This window comes from Nocardia sp. NPDC127526 (genome assembly GCF_042672265.1).
In the GTDB taxonomy this organism is placed as follows: domain Bacteria; phylum Actinomycetota; class Actinomycetes; order Mycobacteriales; family Mycobacteriaceae; genus Nocardia.
Genome location: NZ_JBHXVO010000013.1, coordinates 140,311 through 161,378 on the forward strand (window position 1 = coordinate 140,311; position 21,068 = coordinate 161,378).

The window sequence follows — 21,068 nt, forward strand, 5'->3', positions numbered from 1 at the left end:
ATTGCGTTCAGGAAGGAGCGCCGTCATGAACCCCGAGACCCCCGCTGCCGAACCCAAACGGCCCGCCGCCTATCCGGTGCAGCTGCGCGGTGATCTGGACGAGCCACTATCGCGCTGGTTGTGGCTGGTGAAGTGGATCCTCGCGATTCCGCACTATCTGATTCTCATCCTGCTGTGGATCGGCTTCCTGCTGCTGACCATCGTGGCGTTCTTCGCCATTCTGATCACCGGCAAATACCCGCGGTCCCTCTTCGATATCAATGTCGGCATCATGCGCTGGTCGTGGCGGGTGCTGTTCTACAGCTACAACGCGCTCGGAACCGACCGGTATCCACCGTTCTCGCTGCATTCCGACGACACCTATCCGGCCGACCTGTCCGTGGAGTATCCGGAGCAGTTGTCCCGCGGCCTGGTGCTGGTGAAGTGGTGGCTGCTGGCGATCCCGCACTACCTGATCGTGTGGGCCATGACCAGCGGAACTCTGGTCATCGACGTGGACTCCGACTACTTCAACTTCATGCCCGCGCTGCTCGACGTGCTGGTCCTCATCGCCGCCATCGCGCTGCTGTTCACCGCCCGCTATCCCCGCGGCGTCTTCGACTTCGTGCTGGGCGTCAACCGCTGGTACTACCGGGTGCTCGCCTACGCCGCGCTCCTGCGGGACGACTATCCGCCGTTCCGTCTCGATCAGGGCGCGCGCGAACCCGCACTCTGAAGATTCTTCGCGCAACCGGACCGCACGGGCGGATCATCGAAAGGAGAGGGCCACGCGATACCGGAAGTGAGATCGAAGCGATGGGCGGGCACGATCAGGTCGAAACCGGCACGCAGACTCCGCATGTCGGGGACGCGTCCGGACAAGGGGGGCAGACGCCCGCTCATGTCGACGGGCAGGTGGCCGCGCACCTGCCCGCCGGCCCGCCGGGTCAGGACCCGCGCTGGACGGTGGGGGAGAACCCCTTGCGGCACAACGTATCCGACATCTCGGTCTTCACCATCGGCGCCGGCGCGGTCGCGACCCGCGGCGTGCCCGAGGAGTCCGAGGCCGGGGCCGGACCCGAGACGCTGATCTCGGGTGTGTACATCGGCGCTGGTCCGGAGCAACATTTGCTGGAGGGGCCGCGCTGGACCCGGGTCGATGTGGATCCGCCTCAGGCGGCGCAGCGTTTTCTCGACCTGTACGGCGGTGTACTGCATCGTGTGGAAGCGGTGGGAGACGGCACCTTTCGCAGTATCCGGTTCGCCTGCGCGGACCGGCCCGGGGTGCTGGTGATGCGCGTGGAGACCGCGCGCGAGCTGAACCCGGGTCCGCCGGTGCGGAGACCGGGCATCGAGTCCGGCGTGCGCACCGCCGACATCGACATCGATGACCTCGCTCCCGATGTCGAAACCCGCTGTCTGCGTGTGGAATCCGATATCGATGGCGCGGTGGTGACGGCGGGTGCGCAGCAGTGCACCGCGGCCGGGCTGGACCGGATCGCGGCCGTGGTCGCGGATTCCGCGGCGGGCGACGGCGCGGCCAGATCGCGGCGCATGCTCACCCGGGCCTGGGAAACCGGGGTTGACAGCTTGTTGACTTCCCACCGCGCGGCCTGGGCGCGCCGCTGGGCCACCACCGGGATCGATCTTCCCGATGATCCCGAGACCGAGATGGCCGTCCGCTTCGCCCTGTTCCAGCTGTGGTGCAATGCGGGCGCACACGGCGAGAACGCGATCGGCGCGCGTGGCCTGTCCGGTTCCGGGTACAGCGGTCACGTGTTCTGGGACTCGGACGTATTCGTGCTGCCCGCCCTGGTCAGCATGGATCCGGACGCGGCTGCCGCCATTGTCGCCTACCGGGTGAACCGCCTGCCCGCCGCGCGCGAACGCGCCGCGGCCGAGGGCCGGCGCGGCGCGCGCTTCCCCTGGGAGTCGGCCCTGGACGGCACCGATGTCACCCCGCGCAGCGGATTCCTCGGCGGCATACCGGTTCCCATCCTCACCGGCACCCGCGAGGAGCACATCACCGCCGACGTCGCCTGGGCCGCACACCATTACGCCGAATGGACCGGCGACACCGAGTTCCTGGAGACCACCGCCCGCGACCTGCTCGTCGACACCGCCCGCTACTGGGCCTCCCGCTTCGACGAGGATTCCGAAGGCCGCGCGCACATCTCGAACATCATCGGCCCGGACGAGTACCACGAATCCGTCGACGACAATGCCTACACCAATGTGATGGCCCGCTGGAATCTGCGCCGCGCCGCGCGGCTGCAGCCGCGAAACGCCATGGAGGCCGGTGAATTCGCGCAATGGCGCGACCTGGCCGACCGGGTGGTCGATCAACTGTATCCCGACGGCCGCTATCAGCAGTTCACCGGCTATTTCAGCCTGGAACCGCTGCTCGCCGCCGACGTCTCCCGCCCGCCGCTGGCCGCCGACGTGCTGCTGGGCCAGCAGCGCGTGGCCCGCTCGAAGCTGATCAAACAGCCCGACGTGCTGATGCTGCACCACCTGATCCCCGAGGAGCTCGAACCCGGATCGCTGCAGGTCAACCTCGACTACTACGCCCCGCACACCACCCACGGCTCCTCGCTCTCACCCGCGATCATGGCCGCCCTGCTGGCCCGCGCGGGCCGCCCGGACGAAGCCCTGGAACTGCTGCGCGCCGCGCTGCGCCTGGACCTAGACGATCGCACCGCCAGCACCGCCTCCGGCCTGCACATGGCCACCCTGGGCGGGGTCTGGCAGGCGCTGCTCGCCGGTTTCGCGGGCGCGCGGGTGCAGGACGGCGTGCTGTCCCTGCATCCCGAATTGCCCAGCGCCTGGCGCGAACTCGGGATCGCCTTCCGCTGCCTGGGCCGCCGCGTGCGGCTGCGGATCACGCCGCGCGGTGTCGGCGTGCGCACCGACGGGCCGATCCGGGTGGCGATCGGAAAGCGGTCGCCGGTCGTGGTGACCGGCGACATGTGGTGTCCCTGGTCGGAGGAGGAACACAGTGAATGACATCCTGGTCCAGCCCACGGACGCGGCCACGACGGTGGCCGCCTCCCTCGCCGATATCCTGGCCGCGCGGGTCCGCCCGGTCGCCGCGGGCGCGTCGGAAGCGGAGTTCCTGCGCGATCTCGGCCATCCGGACGTCGTGCTCGGCGTCGCCGCCCTGGACGGGGGTGGCTGGCCGATTGTCGAAGGGTCGGCCAAACCCGTTGTGCTGGTGCCGCATTCGCTGCGGCTCGGCGCGGACGTGATCAAGCGCGTGCTGGTGCCGCTGGACGGCACCGAGGAAGCCGCGCACGCCGTCGCCGAAGCGGTGTGCCTGTTCCGGGCCGCCGGCACCGAGATCATCGTGCTGCACGTGTTCGACCGCGCCACCGTGCCCGCCTGCTGGGATCAGCCCGCGCACGCCCGCTCGGCCTGGGAGGAGGAGTTCCTGGCGCGCCACTGCGTCCCGTTCTTCGACGGCCCGCCGCCGCTGGTGACGCTGCGCAGCGGCCATCCCGGCGAGAATGTCGTCCAGGTCGCCGAGGACGCCGCCGATCTGATCATTCTGGGCTGGTCGCGGCGGCTGCTGCCGGGGCGCGCCCAGACCGTGCGCACCGCCATCGCCGGGGCCTGTGTGCCGGTCATGCTGGTGCCCACGCACGCGCCGGCGCAGCAGACCAGCTGGGTGACACGGCAGGGCGCGGCGGTATGACCGACCGCGATCCCGACGAACCGGTCATCGACGCCCGGCTGCACGATGCGGTCATCTTCGATATGGACGGCGTGGTCACCGATACCGCCTCCATTCACGCGGCCGTGTGGACCGTGCTGTTCGACGAGTTCCTCGCCCGCCTGCCCGCCGCGCCGGAGGAGAATCACTCCCCGTTCACCCGCGCGGACTACCTGCGCCACGTGGACGGCAAGCCGCGCTACCGCGGCGTCGCGGATTTCCTTGCCGCGCGCGGCATCTCGCTGCCCTGGGGTGAGCCCTCCGATTCCGAGGGCGCGAATACCGTGTGCGGCCTGGGTAATCGCAAGGACCGGTTGTTCCGGACCCGCATCGCGAGCACCGGGGTCCCGGTCTTCCACTCGACGGTGGCGCTGGTGCGGGAACTGAAGGCCGCGGGCGTGGCCACGGCCATCTTCTCCGCGAGCCGCAATGCCGCCGAGGTGCTCTCGGCCGCCGGTATCGGCGATCTGTTCACCGTGCGTGTCGACGGCGTGGTCGCCGACGAGCTCGGCCTGACCGGAAAACCCGATCCCGACATGCTGATCGAGGCCGCCCGGCGGGTGCACGCCGAGCCCGGCGCGACGGTGGTCGTCGAGGACGCGGCCGCCGGGGTGGAGGCGGGCAAGCGCGGCGGTTTCGCCCTGGTGATCGGCATCGACCGCGGCGGCAATGGCGAGAGCCTGCGCGCGGCCGGGGCCGATCTGGTCGTCGAGGATCTCGCCGAGGTCGACTTCGGCGGCCTGTGAGCGGCCGCCGGGTTCGGCACACCGGGTGAGACCGAGCGGTACTGTCGGGATCTGATGAACCGATATGCGGTATCGCTGCTGCCCGGCCTCGACCAGTTCCGCGGGTATCGCCCGGCCTGGCTGCGCGCCGACGCGCTGGCCGGGATCACGGTGGCCGCCTATCTGATTCCCCAGGTGATGGCCTACGCGACGCTGGCCGGCCTGCCGCCGGTCGTCGGCTTGTGGTCGACCATCGCCCCGCTGCTGGTGTACGTCGTGCTGGGCACGTCGAAACGGTTGTCCGTCGGCCCGGAATCCACCACGGCGCTCATGACCGCGGTGGCGCTGGCGCCGCTGGCGGCCGGGGACGCCGGACGCTACGCGGCCCTGGCCGCCGCGCTCGCGCTGCTGGTGGGCGTGCTCGGCATGGCCGGCGCCTTCGCCCGCCTGGGGGTGCTGGCCGATCTGCTGTCGCGGCCGGTGCTGGTCGGCTATCTCGCGGGCACGGCCGGAATCATGATCGCCAGCCAGCTCGGCAAGGTGACCGGCGTCGAGGTGGACGGCGGGACCATTCCCGAGCAGGTGCGCTCCTTCGCCGCGCATATCGAGGACCTGCACTGGCAGACGACGGTGCTCGCCGCCGTCACCCTGATCGCGCTGATCGTGCTCGCCTGGCGGGCGCCCCGCGCACCCGGCCCACTGCTGGCGGTGCTGTTCGCCTCGCTCGCGGTGTGGGCATTCTCGTTGCAGCGGTACGGAATCCACGTCGTGGGAGCGATCCCGGCCGGATTCCCGTCGCCGGGCGTGCCGGATGTGCGCCTCGAGGATCTGGCCGTGCTGATCGTGCCGGCCATCGGTATCGCCCTGGTCGGATTCTCCGACAATGCGCTCACCGCACGCGCTTTCGCCGCCCGCCACAACGAGCGCATCGACGCCAATCGCGAGCTGGGCGCGCTGGGCGCGACCAATATCGCCACGGGCCTGCTGCACGGTTTCCCGGTGAGCTGCAGCGGCAGCCGCACCACCATCGCCGATGTCTCCGGGGGCCCGGACGCAGCTGTATTCGGTGGTCTCGGTGGCGACGATCCTGGCGGTGCTGATCGGCGCGCGCGGTATCCTCGCGAGTTTTCCCACCGCCGCGCTGGGCGCGCTGGTGTGCTACGCCGCCCTGCGCCTGATCGACATTCCCGAGTTCCAGCGCATTGCCCGATTCCGGCGCAGTGAACTGGTACTGGCGCTCAGCACGACCGCCGCGGTGCTGGTGTTCGGCGTGCTCTACGGCATCGGTATCGCCATCGCGCTGTCGGTGCTGGACCTGCTGCGCCGGGTGGCGCGCGGCCACGACGCCATCCAGGGGTTCGTCCCCGGCCTGGCGGGCATGCACGACATCGACGACTATCCGGAGGCGAAAGTCGTTCCGGGCCTGGTGGTCTACCGCTACGACGCGCCGCTGTGCTTCGCCAATGCCGAGGATTTCCGCCGCCGCGCGCTGGCCTCCGCCGATGCGGCGGGCGCGGGGCACGGCCCGGTGCGCTGGTTCGTGCTCAATGTGGAGGCGAATGTGGAGGTCGACCTCACCGCCCTGGACGCGATGGAGCAGCTGCGCACCGAATTGGAGTCCCGCGGAATCGTTTTCGCCCTCGCCAGGGTGAAACAGGACCTGCGCGACGCCTTGGCGGCGGCCGGGCTCGTCGACCGCATCGGCGCGGACCGGCTCTACCCGACCTTGCCCACCGCCTTGGCCGCCTACCGGCAACAAACAGGTGAATCCGGGCCCGGCGACCGGCCCGGGCAACCATCGTGACGTTTGCGAACGGGATTGCCGGTGTCGCGGTGGGTCAGGCACGGCGGGACAGCAGGGCGACCGGGACGGCCAGCGCGACGAGGGACAGGACGGCCAGCAGGCCGTAGCCGCCGACGGCGAAGCCGATGGTGGAGGCCAGGGTCGCCACCGCCGAGCCGCCCCACACCCGGGATTCCACCGCGCCCTCGAGCCGCATCTGCTCCACCTCGGGCAGGCTGCCCGAGATCAGGCTGCTCGCACCCACATAGGCGAGGTTCCAGCCGTAACCGAGGACGAACAGCACGATCGCGAGGGCGGGCCCGCCGGCGGACCCGGCGGCGACGGTCGCCGTGGACGAAACAGCCAGCAGCGCAAGCCCGCCGGCAATGATCGCCCGGCCGCCGAAGCGATCGCAGAGCAGGCCCGATACCGGTGCGAGCGCGAACATGCCGAAGGTATGGGCGGAGATCATCGCGCCGACGGTGTGCAGGCCGTGCCCGTGCTGGTGGATGGCGAGCGGCGCGGCGGTCATGATCGTTGTCATGACGATCTGCGCGACGAGCATGGTGGCCAGCGCCAGCCGCATGGGCGGCAGGCGCGTGGCCGTCGCGGCGGGGACCGTGTAGGTCCCGCGGCGCAGTGTGGTGGCGGCGAGCGCCGCGAGCGCCACCGCCGTCGTGCCCAGCAGGAACACCCCCGTCGAAGCCTCCAGCCCGCTCGCGGCCGACGCGGCCGAGATCGGGGCCAGCAGCAGCGGACCGCCCACGGCCCCAATGGTTCCCGCCCACACCACCACGGCCAGAATCGTGCCCGGCCGCCCCGGCCGCAGATCCGCGGCCACATAGCGGGACAGCTGCGCGGCCGAGTTGCCGACGCCGAGCAGCACCATTCCCGCGACCAGCGACCACACCGTCGCCGTCGACAGCACCGCGAGCAGGCCGCCCACCGTCCCGATCGCATACCCGGCGACCAGCCCGGCGCGCCGCCCCCACCGCGACATAATGGCGGTCAGCGCCGCCGCGCCGATGGCGGTGCCGATCACCCCGGCGGCGCTGGGCAGCCCGGACCAGGCCGCTCCCCACGCCTCCGCGGCGACGAGCGTGCCCAGGGTGCTCGCGGTCACCATGGCCAGGCTCATGCACGCGGCGCCCACGAACAAGGCCACCAGCCAGCGCCGCCGGATCACCGGTGCGCGGGTCTCGATTGCTGTCATACGACAAAACTAGAAGCCGGTCAGGGCGCAAAGAATAAGATGTACAAGGAGATTCGGCCGGTGCGATTGCCGATCGAAACGCGTTCGGGAGGTATCGGTTTACAGATGGACAAACCCCTGGACGACCTCGACTGGCGCATCCTCGCCGAACTGCAGGCCGACGGCCGCCTGTCCTACAACCAGCTCGCCCGCCGCATCCACCTCTCCGCCCCCGCCGTCGCCGACCGCGTCCGCAAGCTCGAAGAGGCGGGCGTCATCACCGGCTACGAAGCCCGGGTCGACCCCCGCCGCACCGGCCAGCCCGTCCTGGCCTTCATCCAACTCCGCTGCGCCCTGGGCCGCTGCCTTCTGAAAACCAGTACCGCCGAGGCCTATCCGGAAGTCGTCGAGGTCCACAAACTCAGCGGCGCGCACTGCACCCTCCTCAAGGTCCGCTCCGCCTCCCTGCAACATTTCGAGGGCCTGGCCGAGCGCATCGGCGAACACGGCACCATCGAAACCCACATCGTGCTGTCGACCCAGTACGAAGCCCGCTCGGTCGTCCCGGTCGACGTGGACCGCCCGGTCAGCAACCCGAGCGGCTGGCCACACCGGTAACCGTCACTGCCTGGTCGCCTCGGGAATTCGCGCCACGGTCAGCCGAGTCCGAAGATGCGGGCGGCGTTGTCGTGACAGACCTGGCGCAGCCAGTCGTCGCCGAGGTCCAGGCGTTCGAGTGCGTAGAGGGCATGGCCGTAGGCGTAGGGGATGTTCGGGAAGTCGCTGCCGAAGAGGATGCGGTCGCCGAAGTATCGGAGTCGCTCGTGTTCGGCGGCGGGGAACGGGTCGGCGGACTCGAAGAAGTCGGTGAAGGTCATGGTGGTGTCGAACATGACGCCGTCGTAACCCTGTGCGATGTTGAGGAATTCGGTGTATTCGGGTGCGCCCATGTGCGCGATGATCAGACGCAGGCGCGGGAAGCGGCGCAGCAGTGCGGCGATCGGTTCGGGGCCGGTGAATTCCCCGGCGGCGGGGCCGGATCCGCAATGGATGATGATCGGGATGCGGGCGTCTTCGAGCTGTCCCCACACCTTGGTGAGCAGCGGGTCGCCGGGGTGGAAGTCGCCGACCTGGATGTGCACCTTGAAGATTCGCGCACCGGCCTCGAGGGCGGCTTCCACATAGCTGTCCGCGCCGTGCTCGGGGAAGAAGGTCGCGGTGTGCAGGCAATCCGGGGTGCGCGCGGCGAAGTCGGCGGCCCACTCGTTGAGCCAGGCCGCCATATCCGGCTTGTGCGGGTACACCAGCGAGGTGAAGGCCTGAACGCCGAAGCCGCGCAGCGTCTTCAGTCGCACCTGCTCCTCGTCGCGGTAGGTGATCGGCCATTCCCGGTCCCCGATGAGCGGCCCGGCCGAGTCGAAGTACTCCCACACCTTGCGCATGACCTGCTCGGGCATGAAATGGGTGTGGATGTCCACGATTCCGGGCAGCCCCAGCCGCTCACGGAATCCGGTGACGTATGCGCCGTCGGCCTCGTTCACCGGTTCGCCCGTCCTTCCTGCGGCGGATACACCGTCCGCGCGAAATCGCCGACACGGCCGATGAGCCGATCGAAGAACTGGTCCGGGTCGGTGCCGATCACGATGTCGGCGTTGGGTTCCCGCCCCCACATGCCCGCCCAGTCGGCGACCGTGGTGGCGCGGGTGAGGGTCCCGGTGAGCTCGACGTCCACCGTGGCGGGCCGGGTGATCGCCAGGCCGGGATCCAGGGCGACCGCCGCCGCGAACGGATCGTGCATATGCGCGAGATAGCCCTGGTCGTAGAGCTTGTGGAAGTCGAAGTAGAAGCGCACCGCATCGGTCAGGTACCGAATGATCGGATTGCTTGTCGCCGACCGGATCTCCGGCCCGTCGCCTTCCGACACCATCTCGACGGGCGCACTGCCCGCCCGCTCGGCCAGCAGCGCCAGATGCTTGGGCCGCATCTCGATGGTCTCGGTGATATCGAGCGCGCACACGATCGGCCGCCGCTCCGCTGGCGCGGCCGAGAAGGCGTCGAACACCTCCTTGGCGGCCTCCGGATCGACGTGCACGTTCCATTCGTTGGTGGGCGTGGTGTTGCCGGGATGATGGAACGCCCCGCCCATGATCACCAGCCGCCGCAACAGCCGGGGGAGTTCCGGCTCCAGCCGCAGCGCCAGCGCCAGATTGGTCAGCGGCCCGGTGCACAGCCCGACGATCTCGCCCGGATGCTCCCGCACCAGCTCCACCCACATGCGCGCGGCCGTGCGATCGGAAAGCGTTCTGTCCGAGACCGGCAATTCCGCGTACCCGATCCCCTGCGGGCCGTGCGTGTCCTCGGTGGTCCGCAGCGGAATCGCAAGCGGCTCCTCGGCGCCGAGCGCGACCTCGATGGCGGGGGCCCGGCACACGTCCAGCCAGGCCAGATTGTTCGCCGCCACCGCCGGTGCGGGCACATTGCCCGCGGTGGCGGCGATTCCGATGATCTCGGCCTCGGGGGAGGCGAGCAGATAGAGCAGGGCCAGCGAATCGTCGATGCCGGTGTCGACGTCCATGATGATCTTCTGCGCCACGGTTCGAGCCTATCCGCAAGCTGTTACAGGCGATGATCGAGCCGTCAGTAGGTCGGCAGGACGTAGTCCTCGGTCTTGTCGAGCATTTTCATCATGACCGGCTTCATGATCCGGGTGGTCATGAGCTTGCCGATGAGCTGCCCGGCCCGGACGCCGAACTCGGAGTTGGGCACCATCATCTTGATGCCGCCGCCCGGCAGCTCCTTGGCCTTGTCCAGGAACGGCGTCACCGCCGCCTCGTAGCGCGCCAGCGCGCCGCGCAGATCCCCCGGGGTGGCCGCGATTTCACCGCCCAGGATGTACGCGCCGACCAAGGCCATGGCGGTGCCCATACCGGTCATGGGGGAACCGCAGAAGCCGGCGTCGCCCAGCAGCGTGACCCGCCCGGTCGACAGGTTCGGCATGTCCACGCGCTCGAGTTCGTCGAAGTAGAAGTCGGTCGCGGAGTCCATGGCGGCGAGCACCTGCGGCGCCAGCCACCCGGCATCGGCGAGCATTTCGCGAATGCGCTGCTTCTGTGCGGCGGGATCGCGGCGCAGCTGCGGATCCTGATCCAGGCGCAAGGTGATGATGGCCTTGGAGGTGGCCGGATCGGCATCGGCGCGCACGCCCACCGAGGCGCCGGGCCGCACGTGCATGGTCATCCAGCCCGGTTCGGCGTTCGCCGGGGTGGGCATGGTGAAGAACGACATGTAGCCGCCGAGATAGGTGCTGAACTGCTCCTCGGGACCGAAGGCGAGTTTCCGGGTGGCCGAGTGCACGCCGTCCGCGCCGATCACCAGGTCGTAGCGTTCGCTGCGCCCGCAGGCGAAGCCGACGGCGACGCCGGTCTCGTCCTGGTCGAGGGTTTCGATCCAGTCGCCGTAGCGGTAGTCGAGTCGCGCTGCGACGGAAGCGAGTTGCTCGAGCAGCACGTCATTGAGGTCGCCGCGGGTGATCTCGATTTCCGCGACCGCGCCCTTGCCGTCGAACATCTCCGCGGGCATGCGGTAGATGTCGCGGCCCTCGCGGTCGACCAGGTTCATGCCGAGCTCGTGCAGCTGATGTTTGCGGATGCCGGGCATCAGGCCCATGCGCTCGGCCACCTCGCGGCTGGGGCCGCGCAGGTCGACGGCCTGCCCGCCCGGGCGGGGAGCGGCGGCCCGCTCGACCACCGTGGTGGCGATGCCGGCGCGGAGCAGTTGCAGCGCAACGGCATTGCCGGCGATGCCGCCGCCGGCGACGAGGACGCGGGGGTTGGTGCTGGTGCTCATATCGGAACTCCTGTGCGAGGAAGAACGGCTGTCTAAGACAAATGTCTAACAGACGCTTACACAGTTGTCTAGAACAAATGTCTAAGACGCTGGTAAGGTGGGGTTATGGGAAACCGAGAAGACCTGTTGACGGGAGCGCGCAAGGCCATCCTCGATCGCGGCCTGGCCAAGGTGACCGCCCGCGATATCGCCAATGCAGCGGGGGTGAGCCTGGCCGCCATCGGCTATCACTTCGGCTCGAAGGACCGGCTCGTGACCGAGGCGGTCACCACGGGCCTGGGCAGCATGATCGGCGACGATATGGACGCGGCCATCAAGGACGCGGGGGAGGGCCGCTCCCTCGCCGATGCGCTGCCGGGGACCTGGAACAACCTGGTCGACGTGGTGATGCGCCATCGCGAGAACCTGATGCTGAGCATCGAGAACGGGATTCAGATAGCCCGCGACCCGGAGTCGCAGGGCTTCATGGCCGAGGCCACCGCCGAGGCGTACGACGACCTCGCCGTAGTGGTGCGCGAGGCCCATCCCGCTCTGTCCGCCGACGAGGCGCGTGCGGTCGGCAAGCTGTTCTACGTCCTGTTCCAGGGCATGGCCGTGCAGGCCCTCATCGCACCGGCCGCCGAACTGCTCGACGGCGATGAACTGGTGCGCGCGGTCCGGGCCGTGCGCGGCGAGTGATCCGCCCTGCGGCACAGCCCGATCGGGCCTGCCGCGGCATGGATCCGGCTCAGCCGCCCGGAATCCGCCGCAGCCGGGTCAGCGCGATCACGGCCAGCAGCATCGCGGCCGCGGCCGCGATGGCGGAGGTCAGGTGCATGCCCGTGAGGAAGGCCTGTTTGGCCGATTCCGCCACCGCCACGCCCAGCTTCCCGGGCAGGGCGTCCGCGACTACCATTGCCGCGCCGAGGGTGTCGCGCGCGGCATCGGCATCGGCATCGCGCAGGCCGTAGGGGAGCGTGGTGGCCAGCTGGCCGCGATAGATGGCGATGCTGATGCTGCCCAGAATCGAAATACCCAGTGCGCCACCGAACTCCGCTCCGGTCTCGGAGAGCCCGGAGGCGGCCCCGGCCTGTTCGGGCGGCGCGGTGCCGACGATCAGCTCGGTGGTGATGCCGAAGACCGGCGCCAGCCCGAAGGCCACCAGCAGCGAGGCAACAATGGTGAGGCCCACCCCGCCCTCCGCGGTGATCCGGGTCAGCAGCAGCAATCCGGTGCCCGCCATGGCCATTCCGCCGCCCAGGATGTACGCCGGTCGCACGATGCGCCCGATGCGCGGGCCCAGTTGCGAGCCGATCATGAAGCCCAATCCGGCCGGGATGGTGCAGATTCCGGCTTCCAGCGGCGACATGCCCAGCACCAGCTGGAAGTACTGGCCCACGAACAGGAAGTAGCCGAATGCCACGAAGATCGACACCAGGTTGATGGCGAGCGCGGTGCGGAAGCTGCCCAATCGGAACAGGCGCAGATCCAGCATGGGCTCACTGACGGTGAGCTGCCTGCGCACGAACGCCCCGCCCACGATGAACCCGGCCGCGAGCGCGCCCAGCGCCACCGAACCCGGCCCGTCCTGGGCGAACTTCTTCATGCCGAACACGACCAGCAGCACCGCGCCGGTGCACATGGCCGCGCTGACCAGATCCAGCCGGCCCGCCTCCGGGTCCCGGTACTCCGGCAATACCCGCGGCGCGAGAATCAGCAGCAGCACCATGACCGGCACGGCGAGCAGGAATACCGCGCCCCACCAGAAGTTCTCCAGTACCAACCCACCGGCGAGCGGGCCGATGGAGCCGCCGACCGAGTAGGAGCCCACCCAGACCCCGACGGCGATGGAGCGCTGCGCCGGATCGCGAAACATGGTGAATATCAACGACAGTGTGGACGGCGCGAGCGTGGCCCCCGCGATGCCGAGCAGGGCGCGGCAGCCGATCAGCACCGGCGCGGAGGGCGCGAAGGCGGCGATGATCGAGACCAGTGCGAATGCGCCCGCCCCGGTCATGAGGAGTCGCCTTCGCCCGATTCGGTCGCCGATGGTTCCCATGGTGAGCAGCAGCCCTGCCACCAGGAACCCGTAAACGTCGATGATCCAGAGCAATTGGGAGCTGCTGGGTCTGAGTTCGGCACTGATCTGCGGCACGGCCAGGTGCAGGACGGTGAGGTCCATCGAATACACCAGACACGCCAGGGCCAGCACCGCCAATCCAGTCCACTCCCGCCGTCCCACCTTGGTCGAACCCGTTGCTGTGGCGCCGGTTAGCAGGGGGGCTGGTGTGTCCACGATGACGTCCTCCATCCGCACCGGCAATCGAGTGCCGGCAATAACGATGTCGGTTTCAGGATCCCATCTATTAACGACACAAAAAGCGGCTCTACGAAGGTAATTCGCACAATTCGCGGATGACTTTGCGAGTGTGCGTGCAGACGGCTGTATACACCGTCGAAGCTATGCCGCCGAGGCTATTCCGAACTGTCTGGTCGGTCATGCCAGCGCAGGGCATCGCCACCATAGGCGGGCGCGGGCCACGGATAGTCCGAATACTCTGTGAAGGCGGGCGCGGCCGTCGTCACCGCGCCGTGGATGCGGGCGTACTCCGGTCCCGGGATCCGCGGCCGCGGGTGCCCGGGTGTGCGCCCCGGCGCGCCGAGCAGCCAGGATGCGGTGCGCGCCAGCGCAACTCGCACATCTCGTCCGACTCCATCGGCGTCCCGTGCGAGGAGTGCGTCCAGGACGCCGGTCGCGAGCAGATACCCGCTGGCATGATCGAGAGCCTGCGCCGGCAGCGCGCCGACCGGCGTCGCGGGGTCGGAACCCCCGCGCGGAGCCTCGATCAGCGATATTCCGGAGGCGGCTTGGACAATGCTGTCGAAACCACGCCGATCACCCCACGGACCGTGCTCACCCCAGGCCGAAACACGGCCGTGCACAATTCCTGGCCGAATTTCGTTGGCCACCGGTCCCAGCCGTGTCAAAGCGCCTGGTCGGTAACCTGTGATGAGCACGTCGGCGTTACTCAGCAGTTCCTGTATATGAACTAGTTCGATATGCAAATCCGACAATGCGGAACGTTTGCCCTGACAGGTATCGAGGTACTGCCATTCGATTTCCGGCAGTTGCGGCGGGTCGATTCGCAGCACCTCCGCGCCCAGCATGGCCAGCGCCCGGGTGGCTACCGGTCCCGCGATGACACGTGTCATATCAAGTACCCGCACCCCGCGCAGCGGCAGCATGCCCGTTGCGCCAGAGGAGGATTCGATCGCTCCCGCATCCGCGCGCCGCTCCAGCGCGACGAGGGGTCCGGCGGCGGCGGACTTGCCCTGCGGGCTGTCCGACCACTCCTGTTCGGTCCGCACCCGCGCGGCGATCGCTCCCGATTCGGCGGCCCGATCCTCGATTTCCTGTGCGGGCAGTTCCGCGATCCGGGCAACGACCGCATTACGGCCGGCATCGGCCGGTAATCCGAGAGCCGTCAATAGGCGCGCGCGATGATGCGAATAGTTTGCGTGCGTTCGCACCATGCCGTCCGCAGTCGCGAAAAAGCCCGACAGCTCGGCGAAAACATGGGGCGGGGCGCCATCGAGCCGGAACAGCTTCTCACTCGAGAATGCCGCGGCCACCCGTCCCGGATCCGGCGTTCCGCCCAAAGGTTCCAGCCCGCGCGCGACCCGCAGCCGGTCGGCCGCCCGTGCGAAGCTCGCCACCGCGCCCCCGGCCAGCGCCCACACCGGCAGTGTCGCAGCCAGATACGCGCCGGGATCGACGGCGGGCATACTCGATCCGGTGATCCCGATCCCGGACTCGTACTCGCGGACCAACTCTGCGTAGGCAGCCACGAGTCCGACCCTAGTCGCGCGACGAATCCCTAAGGAGAAACCGGCATATGGCAAATCTCACCGGCACCGCCTGGCTGCGCGAACTGCGCCCAGATCCCGCCCCGCGAACCGTGCTGGTGTGCCTGCCGCCCGGCGGCGGCTCCGTCACCGCCTACCGGCCCCTGGCGCAGCGGTTCGGCGCGGGCACGGCCGTCTTCGGCGTGCAGTACCCCGGCCGCCAGGATCGCCTGGGCGAACCCTCGATTCCGGACCTGACCGATCTCGCCGCCCGCATCGCGGCGGAACTGCTGCGCTGGCCCGCCACCACCCCGCTGGCGCTGTTCGGCCACAGCATGGGCGCCACCGTCGCCTACGAAACCGCCCGCGCCCTCGAGGCCGCCGGCCGCGAGCCGAAGCGCCTGATCGTCTCCGGCCGCCCCGCACCGGCTTTCGCCGAACCCGGCCGCCTGCACCTGGGCTCCGACGACGCCCTCATCGGCGAACTCGAACGCCTCGCCAACGATCCCTCCTCGGTCGCCCTGCTGCGCGCCGAACCCAGCCTGGCCGAACTCGTCCTCCCGCCCCTGCGCAGCGACTACCAGGCCGTCGAAACCTACCGCTACCAACCAGGCACACCCCTGCGCTGTCCCCTCACGACCTTCGTGAGCACCGCCGACCCGACGACCTCCATGGCCCAAGCCGAAGAATGGCGCGACTACACCAGCGCCGCCTTCGACACCGCCACCTTCCCCGGCGGCCACTTCTACCTCGACCTGCCCGAAAATCAATCCGCCCTGGCCGAAGCCATCGCCCGCCGCCTCGACAACACCGCGAACCCCACCCACGACACCAGCACGGCAACCACCACCAGCGCCCGCACCAACCCCAGCGCATTCTCCGGATAAATCACGCCCGTGAGGTAGTGATCGATGAACCCGCTGGGCGGCAATCCGGCCTGCCCAGCCTTCCGCCGCGCCCAATTCTCCACATGGGTCAGCGGACAGTCATATCCGATCAGAACGGTCCCGAACCCCCACCCGAACGCCACCAGGTGCAGCCAGATGGTGCGCGGCCACCGCCACGCCAAAAACCCGCCCACCACCACATACGCCACGAACGCAAAATGCACACCCGCGGTGAGATCGGCGAGCAGCCGATAGATCATGGCACCAGGATAGGAGCGCCCGCTCGGCAGGGTAGGGGAGTGCCTGAGCGAATGCGAGCATACCGATATGCGCATCTAAACATGAGAACGACCAGCGTTTCGGCCGTGTCACCTAGGGGAGTGGGGCCCAGAAAGCGCAAAGAGGCACCCCGAGCCAAGGGCGGACAAGTCACTTACCTGGCCTTCTCATTTCAGTGACCGTTACACATCAGTACTGCGATATGCGCATCTAACTATGTGTCAACCCATAATCCCACACCTCGACCCAGCCAACCTCCTGACCAAAAACAGCCAAGACAGATGCCAAAAAGCACAGGCACAAGTTCAAAGACGCAGTCACAGAGCGCTGAAGCCGCATGCGCCGGGGGTTCGAGTGTGAAAGCCGCAGCGCATGCGGAGCTCAGAGCTCTAGGTGAAGCCGCAGAGCCGCGGTGCGAAGCCGTAGTGCAAGGGATCGGAACCGAAGTCCCAGAGAGCCTCGGGGTTTGGGGGTCGGGGGCGAAGCCCCTGAGAGCCCCCGAGAGTTGGGCTTACCAGTTGGAGGGCGCGTAGTCCTTGAGGAAGACGCCGTGGAGGTCGTCACCGGCTTCGCCGCGGACGATGGGGTCGTAGACGCGGGCGGCGCCGTCGACGAGGTCGAGGGGGGCGTGGAAGCCTTCTTCGGCGAGGCGGATCTTGGTGTAGTGCGGGCGCTCGTCGGTGATCCAGCCGGTGTCGACGGCGGTCATGAGAATGCCGTCGGTCTCGTACATTTCGCGGGCGCTGGTGCGGGTGAGCATGTTCAGCGCGGCCTTGGCCATATTGGTGTGGGGGTGGCCGGGGCCCTTGTAGCCGCGGGCGAAGACGCCTTCCATGGCGGAGACGTTGACGACGTACTTGCGGCGGGCCGCGGCGGCGGCCATGGCGGGGCGCAGGCGCGAGATGAGGATGAACGGCGCGGTGGAATTGCAGAGCTGGACTTCGAGCAGTTCGGTGGCGTCGACCTCGCCGACGCCCTGCACCCAGCTGTTGGTGTGCGCGAGGTCGGGGACCAGGCCGCCGGCGTCGATGGCCACGCCTTGCGAAATGCGTTCGGGGGTGGCCGATCCCGCGACCAAGGCCAGGTCGGTGATGTCGGCAGCGGTGAGGGTCGGCGCGAGTGAGGCGGTCAAAGCGGTCGGGTGCGCCTGCATGGTCTTGCCGAAGGTGATGACATCGGGCAGTTCGCCGGCGGGCAGCGGACCGCTCTCGGCTTCGACGAGCGCGCTGTACGCGCCGGGGGAGCGGCGCACGGTCTGCGCGGCGTTGTTGATCAGGATGTCGAGCGGCCCTTGTGCGGCAATGTCGTCGGCGAGTGCGACGACCTGTGCCGGATCGCGCAGGTCGATGCCGACGATCCGGAGCCGGTGCAGCCAGTTGGCGCTGTCGGGCTGAGCGGCGAAGCGGCGAATCGCATCGTTCGGGAACCGGGTGGTGATCGTCGTGTGCGCGCCGTCGCGCAGCAGTCGCAGCGCGATGTACATGCCGATCTTGGCGCGGCCGCCGGTCAGCAGCGCACGCCGCCCGGTGAGGTCGGTGCGGGCGTCGCGCTTGGCGTGGCTCTTGGCCGCACAGTCGGGGCAGAGCTGGTGGTAGAAGGCGTCGACGCGGGTGTAGCGCTGCTTGCAGATGTAGCAGGGCCGCGGCCGCAGCAGTTCGCCGGCGCTGGCGCCTTCGGTGCTGGAGCTGATCGGAATGCCCGCGGTCTCATCGTCGATCCGGTTGGGCGATCCGGTGGCGGTGGCCGCGATGACGGCCCGGTCCGCCTCGGAGATGGCGTCGCGCGCCTCGATGCGGCGGCGCTGCTTGAACTTCTTGAACATGTGGCTCACGGCCCGCTGCACGGTCACCGAGTCCGGATGCGCCTTGTCGAGCTGTCCGGCCTGTTCGAGAACCCGCAGGCAGATGGCCAGTTCCCGGGGGTCGATAGCGGCCTCGGCGGTGTCGCTGGCCGAGGTGTCGATCGGGTACGCCGTGGTGCTGTGCTCGGCCATCGGGGTGTGCGGTGATCCTTCGTGCGGGGGTGGTTGACCCGACCATTGTCGCATCGTGGCGGGGTCGTCCCCGCCATGGGCTGCGGCGGCGGACATGGGTGCGGCCCGGCCTATGGTGTCCGGCCGGGCCCTTGTGTGGCGTGCTGGTGCTATTCGGTTGTGGCGCTCACGGGTTCGAGGGCGGCCGCGTCGTCGTCGCGGCCGAGTTCGCGGGCGCGTTCGGCGAGCAGCGTGAGCAGTGCGGGCGGGATTTCGTCGCGGACCTCGTGCAGGGCGTTCCACACCACGTCGGGGGTGTCCGGGGTGAGGGCGGAGAGGAATTCCTCGAGATCGTCCATGCCGGCGATGAGGTCGAGGACGCGGGCGCGGCCGGCGTGGTCCTGGGCGAGGGCGATGCCGACGAGGGTGTGGATGTTGTCGCTGCGGGAGGCGGTGAGCAGGGCCGCGAGCATCTGCTCGCGGGTGAGGTCGCCGACGCAGGAGGCCAGGACGGGTTTGGTGGCCTCGGGCAGGGCGTCGACCAAAGGCAGTGCCTGTGACCACAATTCGTGTTCGGCGGTGCTGGTGATGACGGCGCGCAGGACATCGGGTTCGGACATGATCGGCAGTGCGGCCATGCGGCGGCGGTTGTCGTCGGTCATGGCGAGGGCGATGGGGATCATGGCGTCCCAGAGGCCGGCGGTGTCGGCGTCGCGGATGAGTTCGGTGAGGCGCTCGTCGGTTTGGTCGCCGACGCGGGCGGCGACGAAGGCGAGGGCGGGGGCGGGGAGGTGGCCGGCGAGGGGGAGCAGGTCGAGCCATTGGCCGCCGTCAAGGGCGGTGTCCATGATGGCGGCGATGACCGGTTCGGTGTGTACGGGTGGGCGTTCGGCGAACAGGCGCAGGCTGTCGTGGCTCATGGCGCTGGTGATGGGCAGCAGGGTGGGCCAGGCGTTGAGGTCGTGGACGGCGTCGATGATGGCGTCGAGGATGTCGGCGCCGAGGCCGGCGGTGATGTCGCCGATCCAGGCGCGGTTGTGGGGTGCGATGGAGTCGAGCAGGTCGATGCCCTCGGCCCACATGTTTTGTTCGGCGGCGGCGCGGATGATGCCGGCGACGCGGTCGGAGACGATGTGCAGGACATTGTCGATGGCGGATTTGTCTTCGAGCAGGAAGCCGATGCGCAGCAGGTCGACGTCGCTCATGACGGGGGCGGCGGCGCGCAGGGCGGGTTCGGGGACGACGTGCACGAAGCGGCCCATGGTGATGTGGTCGCCGCGGGCGAGCAGTTCGCGGGCGACGTCGGCGACCATCTTGGGCGGGACGGCGGCGATGATGTCGGCGGTGCGGCGCGGGTCGAGCTGCACCGAGCATTCGGCGAGGAAGCGTGCCGGGAGGGCCTTGGCGATGTCGATGGCGCGGTGGGGGTCGACGGTGCTGGCGGTGGCGGCGCACAGGACGGGTCCGAAGGCGCGTTCGGCGACTTTGGCGCTGATGGCGACGGGCACCAGTTTGCTGGCGGAGGCGATGCCTTTGAGTTTCTTGGCGTCGCGGTCGAAGAGCAGGTCGGTGGCGCGTTCGCGGAATTCGCGGATCGCGGCGGGTGGCAGGTCGACGAGGAAGTCGAGTTCGGTGGCGTCGGTGATGCCGAGCAGGCGCGCGAGTTTGGTGGTTTCGGCGACGGCTACGAGGTGTTCGCTCACAGTCCCAGTGCTTTCTTGACGGCCGGGCGCATGAGGCGCGGCACGAAGTCGAGGGAGGTGCCGATGGCGGCGTCGAGGTTGTCGGCGCGGCGCGCCAGGGCGGTGCGCAGGAGGCGGTCGAGTTCGGTGAGGTCCGTGTCCGGGAGCCGGTCGAAGGCGTCGGGCAGGGGGGCCTGCAGGGTGGTGCTGAGCTGGTGTGCGGCGTCGGACATCGGCGTCTTTCCGGGTCGTTGGCTCCGGTGCGTACCGGCGGTACGGTTACCGATACTGGCAGTACGGTCCCCGCGAAATCAATCCCGGTCGGTTGACCTGAAATGTGGCTTCGGTCACTCGCTTACCCGGGATCTGTGGAGGTATGCGCGCGGGGTATCGGCCGTACCGGCGGTACGTATACACTCCCGGCTGTGGCTCGTACCAGTGCCGGACCGGCTTCTCGCACCGTGGTGACCCGCGACGACATCGTGGACGCGGCCATCCGGGTGATCGATCGCGACGGCCCGCGGCCCAGCATGGACGACATCGCGCGCGAGGCGCGCATCACCAAACCGCGGCTGTATCGGCAGTTCGCCGACAAGGGTGATCTGTTCACCGAGATCGCCGCGCGCATGTCGCGGCTGGCCTTCGCCGCGGCCGGGACCGATATGACGCTCATGCTGGCGCCGCCGCGGGTGGCGCTGCGGCGGGTGTTCGAGCAGTACGCGCAGGGAATCCTGGAGCATCCCAACGTCTTCCGCTATCTGGGGCAGGCCCCGGCCATGCAGCAGTCGGGGGTGCTGCAGTTCGATCTGGGCCGCGACGCGGCGCGGCAGCTGACCAAGATGGCGCGTCAGGTCGCCGAGGCGGTGCCCCTGGATGTCGCGGGTATCGACTATTTCTCGCGCGCGGTGATCGGCGTGGTGGTGGCCATCACCGATCTGTGGCTCGCCGATTCCGATACTCCGACCGACTCGCAGACCGCGGAGTTCATCGATCAGGCGACCGAGTTGGTGTGGGGTCTGATGGATGGTTTCCTGCGCCGCCAGGGCATCGAGGCCGATCCGGACACGCCGATTTTCACGACGCTCGCCGAGGTCAACCAGGCCCGCTCGGGTGGGCATTGACATCCTGTTGACACTTCGCCAATAGCCGTGCACCCTTGTCACGAGGCGCGCGAGCGCACGGTTGC

General features: G+C 69.0%; 17 protein-coding genes and 2 pseudogenes. 9 read left to right on the forward strand and 10 right to left on the reverse strand.

Annotated features, from left to right (window positions below):
* Positions 1–25 precede the first annotated feature (25 nt).
* From ACFVIV_RS22025 to ACFVIV_RS22045, 5 genes and pseudogenes are all read left to right on the forward strand, one after another.
* Positions 26–715, forward strand: coding sequence for a DUF4389 domain-containing protein (locus ACFVIV_RS22025; protein WP_379199101.1), 690 nt, complete (start codon positions 26–28; stop codon positions 713–715).
* Positions 716–795: 80 nt separating this feature from the next.
* Positions 796–2,985 carry a glycosyl hydrolase family 65 protein gene (locus ACFVIV_RS22030; protein ID WP_379199103.1) on the forward strand — a complete coding sequence of 730 codons (2,190 nt, stop codon included), beginning with the start codon at positions 796–798 and terminating at the stop codon, positions 2,983–2,985.
* A complete protein-coding gene (locus ACFVIV_RS22035; protein WP_379199105.1) occupies positions 2,978–3,673 on the forward strand; it encodes a universal stress protein in 696 nt (231 codons plus the stop codon). The genes ACFVIV_RS22030 and ACFVIV_RS22035 overlap by 8 nt, the downstream gene beginning before the upstream one ends.
* Positions 3,670–4,437, forward strand: a complete 768-nt coding sequence (locus tag ACFVIV_RS22040; protein WP_379199107.1) for an HAD family hydrolase — start codon at positions 3,670–3,672, stop codon at positions 4,435–4,437. The genes ACFVIV_RS22035 and ACFVIV_RS22040 overlap by 4 nt, the downstream gene beginning before the upstream one ends.
* Before the next feature lie 54 nt (positions 4,438–4,491).
* Positions 4,492–6,220 (forward strand): annotated as a pseudogene (locus tag ACFVIV_RS22045) (SulP family inorganic anion transporter).
* Between the two features lie 34 nt (positions 6,221–6,254).
* On the opposite strand, the gene ACFVIV_RS22050 reads toward ACFVIV_RS22045, so the two are convergent.
* Positions 6,255–7,412: an MFS transporter gene (locus ACFVIV_RS22050; protein ID WP_379199109.1), complete on the reverse strand. Its 1,158-nt coding sequence runs from the start codon at positions 7,410–7,412 to the stop codon at positions 6,255–6,257.
* Positions 7,413–7,517: 105 nt separating this feature from the next.
* Between ACFVIV_RS22050 and ACFVIV_RS22055 the strand changes: the two genes are divergently transcribed.
* On the forward strand, positions 7,518–8,009 hold the full coding sequence (locus ACFVIV_RS22055; RefSeq protein WP_379199111.1) for an Lrp/AsnC family transcriptional regulator: 492 nt from the start codon (positions 7,518–7,520) through the stop codon (positions 8,007–8,009).
* 38 nt (positions 8,010–8,047) lie between these two features.
* On the opposite strand, the gene ACFVIV_RS22060 is transcribed toward ACFVIV_RS22055, so the two are convergent.
* From ACFVIV_RS22060 to ACFVIV_RS22070, 3 genes are all read right to left on the reverse strand, one after another.
* Positions 8,048–8,932 carry an amidohydrolase family protein gene (locus tag ACFVIV_RS22060; protein WP_379199113.1) on the reverse strand — a complete coding sequence of 295 codons (885 nt, stop codon included), beginning with the start codon at positions 8,930–8,932 and terminating at the stop codon, positions 8,048–8,050.
* Positions 8,929–9,966: a nucleoside hydrolase gene (locus tag ACFVIV_RS22065; RefSeq protein WP_379199161.1), complete on the reverse strand. Its 1,038-nt coding sequence runs from the start codon at positions 9,964–9,966 to the stop codon at positions 8,929–8,931. The genes ACFVIV_RS22060 and ACFVIV_RS22065 overlap by 4 nt, the downstream gene beginning before the upstream one ends.
* Before the next feature lie 62 nt (positions 9,967–10,028).
* A complete protein-coding gene (locus ACFVIV_RS22070) occupies positions 10,029–11,237 on the reverse strand; it encodes an FAD-dependent monooxygenase (protein WP_379199114.1) in 1,209 nt (402 codons plus the stop codon).
* Between the two features lie 105 nt (positions 11,238–11,342).
* On the opposite strand from ACFVIV_RS22070, the gene ACFVIV_RS22075 reads away from it, so the two are divergent.
* Positions 11,343–11,915, forward strand: a complete 573-nt coding sequence (locus ACFVIV_RS22075) for a TetR/AcrR family transcriptional regulator (RefSeq protein ID WP_379199116.1) — start codon at positions 11,343–11,345, stop codon at positions 11,913–11,915.
* A gap of 49 nt (positions 11,916–11,964) precedes the next feature.
* Here the strand turns inward: ACFVIV_RS22075 and ACFVIV_RS22080 are convergent, their stop codons facing one another.
* On the reverse strand, positions 11,965–13,494 hold the full coding sequence (locus tag ACFVIV_RS22080) for an MFS transporter (RefSeq protein ID WP_379199162.1): 1,530 nt from the start codon (positions 13,492–13,494) through the stop codon (positions 11,965–11,967).
* Positions 13,495–13,691: 197 nt separating this feature from the next.
* The gene (locus ACFVIV_RS22085) at positions 13,692–15,002 is read right to left on the reverse strand and encodes a CoA transferase (RefSeq protein WP_379199164.1); all 1,311 of its coding nucleotides are present in this window, start codon (positions 15,000–15,002) and stop codon (positions 13,692–13,694) included.
* Between the two features lie 110 nt (positions 15,003–15,112).
* Between ACFVIV_RS22085 and ACFVIV_RS22090 the strand changes: the two are divergent.
* Positions 15,113–15,811: pseudogene (locus ACFVIV_RS22090) on the forward strand (thioesterase II family protein); the annotation flags it as partial.
* A gap of 17 nt (positions 15,812–15,828) precedes the next feature.
* On the opposite strand, the gene ACFVIV_RS22095 reads toward ACFVIV_RS22090, so the two are convergent.
* The 4 genes from ACFVIV_RS22095 to ACFVIV_RS22110 all read right to left on the reverse strand — a co-directional run bounded on the left by ACFVIV_RS22095 (position 15,829) and on the right by ACFVIV_RS22110 (position 20,115).
* On the reverse strand, positions 15,829–16,209 hold the full coding sequence (locus tag ACFVIV_RS22095) for a DUF2784 domain-containing protein (RefSeq protein WP_379199118.1): 381 nt from the start codon (positions 16,207–16,209) through the stop codon (positions 15,829–15,831).
* 530 nt (positions 16,210–16,739) lie between these two features.
* Positions 16,740–18,221, reverse strand: coding sequence for an SDR family NAD(P)-dependent oxidoreductase (locus ACFVIV_RS22100; protein ID WP_379199120.1), 1,482 nt, complete (start codon positions 18,219–18,221; stop codon positions 16,740–16,742).
* A 149-nt stretch (positions 18,222–18,370) separates the two neighbouring features.
* Entirely contained in the window at positions 18,371–19,903 is a 1,533-nt protein-coding gene (locus ACFVIV_RS22105) for a hypothetical protein (RefSeq protein ID WP_379199122.1), read from the reverse strand.
* A complete protein-coding gene (locus ACFVIV_RS22110; protein ID WP_379199124.1) occupies positions 19,900–20,115 on the reverse strand; it encodes a hypothetical protein in 216 nt (71 codons plus the stop codon). Before ACFVIV_RS22110 ends, ACFVIV_RS22105 begins: the two co-directional genes overlap by 4 nt.
* Before the next feature lie 192 nt (positions 20,116–20,307).
* Here ACFVIV_RS22110 and ACFVIV_RS22115 point away from each other — a divergent pair, with 192 nt between their 5' ends.
* Complete coding sequence (locus ACFVIV_RS22115; protein ID WP_379199126.1) at positions 20,308–21,003, forward strand: TetR/AcrR family transcriptional regulator; 696 nt, start codon at positions 20,308–20,310, stop codon at positions 21,001–21,003.
* The last annotated feature ends 65 nt before the right edge of the window (positions 21,004–21,068 follow it).

Excerpts from the sequence above, each read along its gene's own strand:
- ACFVIV_RS22065 (WP_379199161.1), bottom strand. The coding sequence starts at position 9,966 with ATGGACGTCGACACCGGCATCGACGATTCGCTGGCCCTGCTCTATCTG.
- ACFVIV_RS22110 (WP_379199124.1), bottom strand. The coding sequence starts at position 20,115 with ATGTCCGACGCCGCACACCAGCTCAGCACCACCCTGCAGGCCCCCCTG.
- ACFVIV_RS22050 (WP_379199109.1), bottom strand. The coding sequence starts at position 7,412 with ATGACAGCAATCGAGACCCGCGCACCGGTGATCCGGCGGCGCTGGCTG.
- ACFVIV_RS22100 (WP_379199120.1), bottom strand. The coding sequence starts at position 18,221 with ATGGCCGAGCACAGCACCACGGCGTACCCGATCGACACCTCGGCCAGC.
- ACFVIV_RS22095 (WP_379199118.1), bottom strand. The coding sequence starts at position 16,209 with ATGATCTATCGGCTGCTCGCCGATCTCACCGCGGGTGTGCATTTTGCG.
- ACFVIV_RS22030 (WP_379199103.1), top strand. The coding sequence starts at position 796 with ATGGGCGGGCACGATCAGGTCGAAACCGGCACGCAGACTCCGCATGTC.
- ACFVIV_RS22055 (WP_379199111.1), top strand. The coding sequence starts at position 7,518 with ATGGACAAACCCCTGGACGACCTCGACTGGCGCATCCTCGCCGAACTG.
- ACFVIV_RS22075 (WP_379199116.1), top strand. The coding sequence starts at position 11,343 with ATGGGAAACCGAGAAGACCTGTTGACGGGAGCGCGCAAGGCCATCCTC.
- ACFVIV_RS22025 (WP_379199101.1), top strand. The coding sequence starts at position 26 with ATGAACCCCGAGACCCCCGCTGCCGAACCCAAACGGCCCGCCGCCTAT.
- ACFVIV_RS22070 (WP_379199114.1), bottom strand. The coding sequence starts at position 11,237 with ATGAGCACCAGCACCAACCCCCGCGTCCTCGTCGCCGGCGGCGGCATC.
- ACFVIV_RS22085 (WP_379199164.1), bottom strand. The coding sequence starts at position 15,002 with ATGCCCGCCGTCGATCCCGGCGCGTATCTGGCTGCGACACTGCCGGTG.
- ACFVIV_RS22040 (WP_379199107.1), top strand. The coding sequence starts at position 3,670 with ATGACCGACCGCGATCCCGACGAACCGGTCATCGACGCCCGGCTGCAC.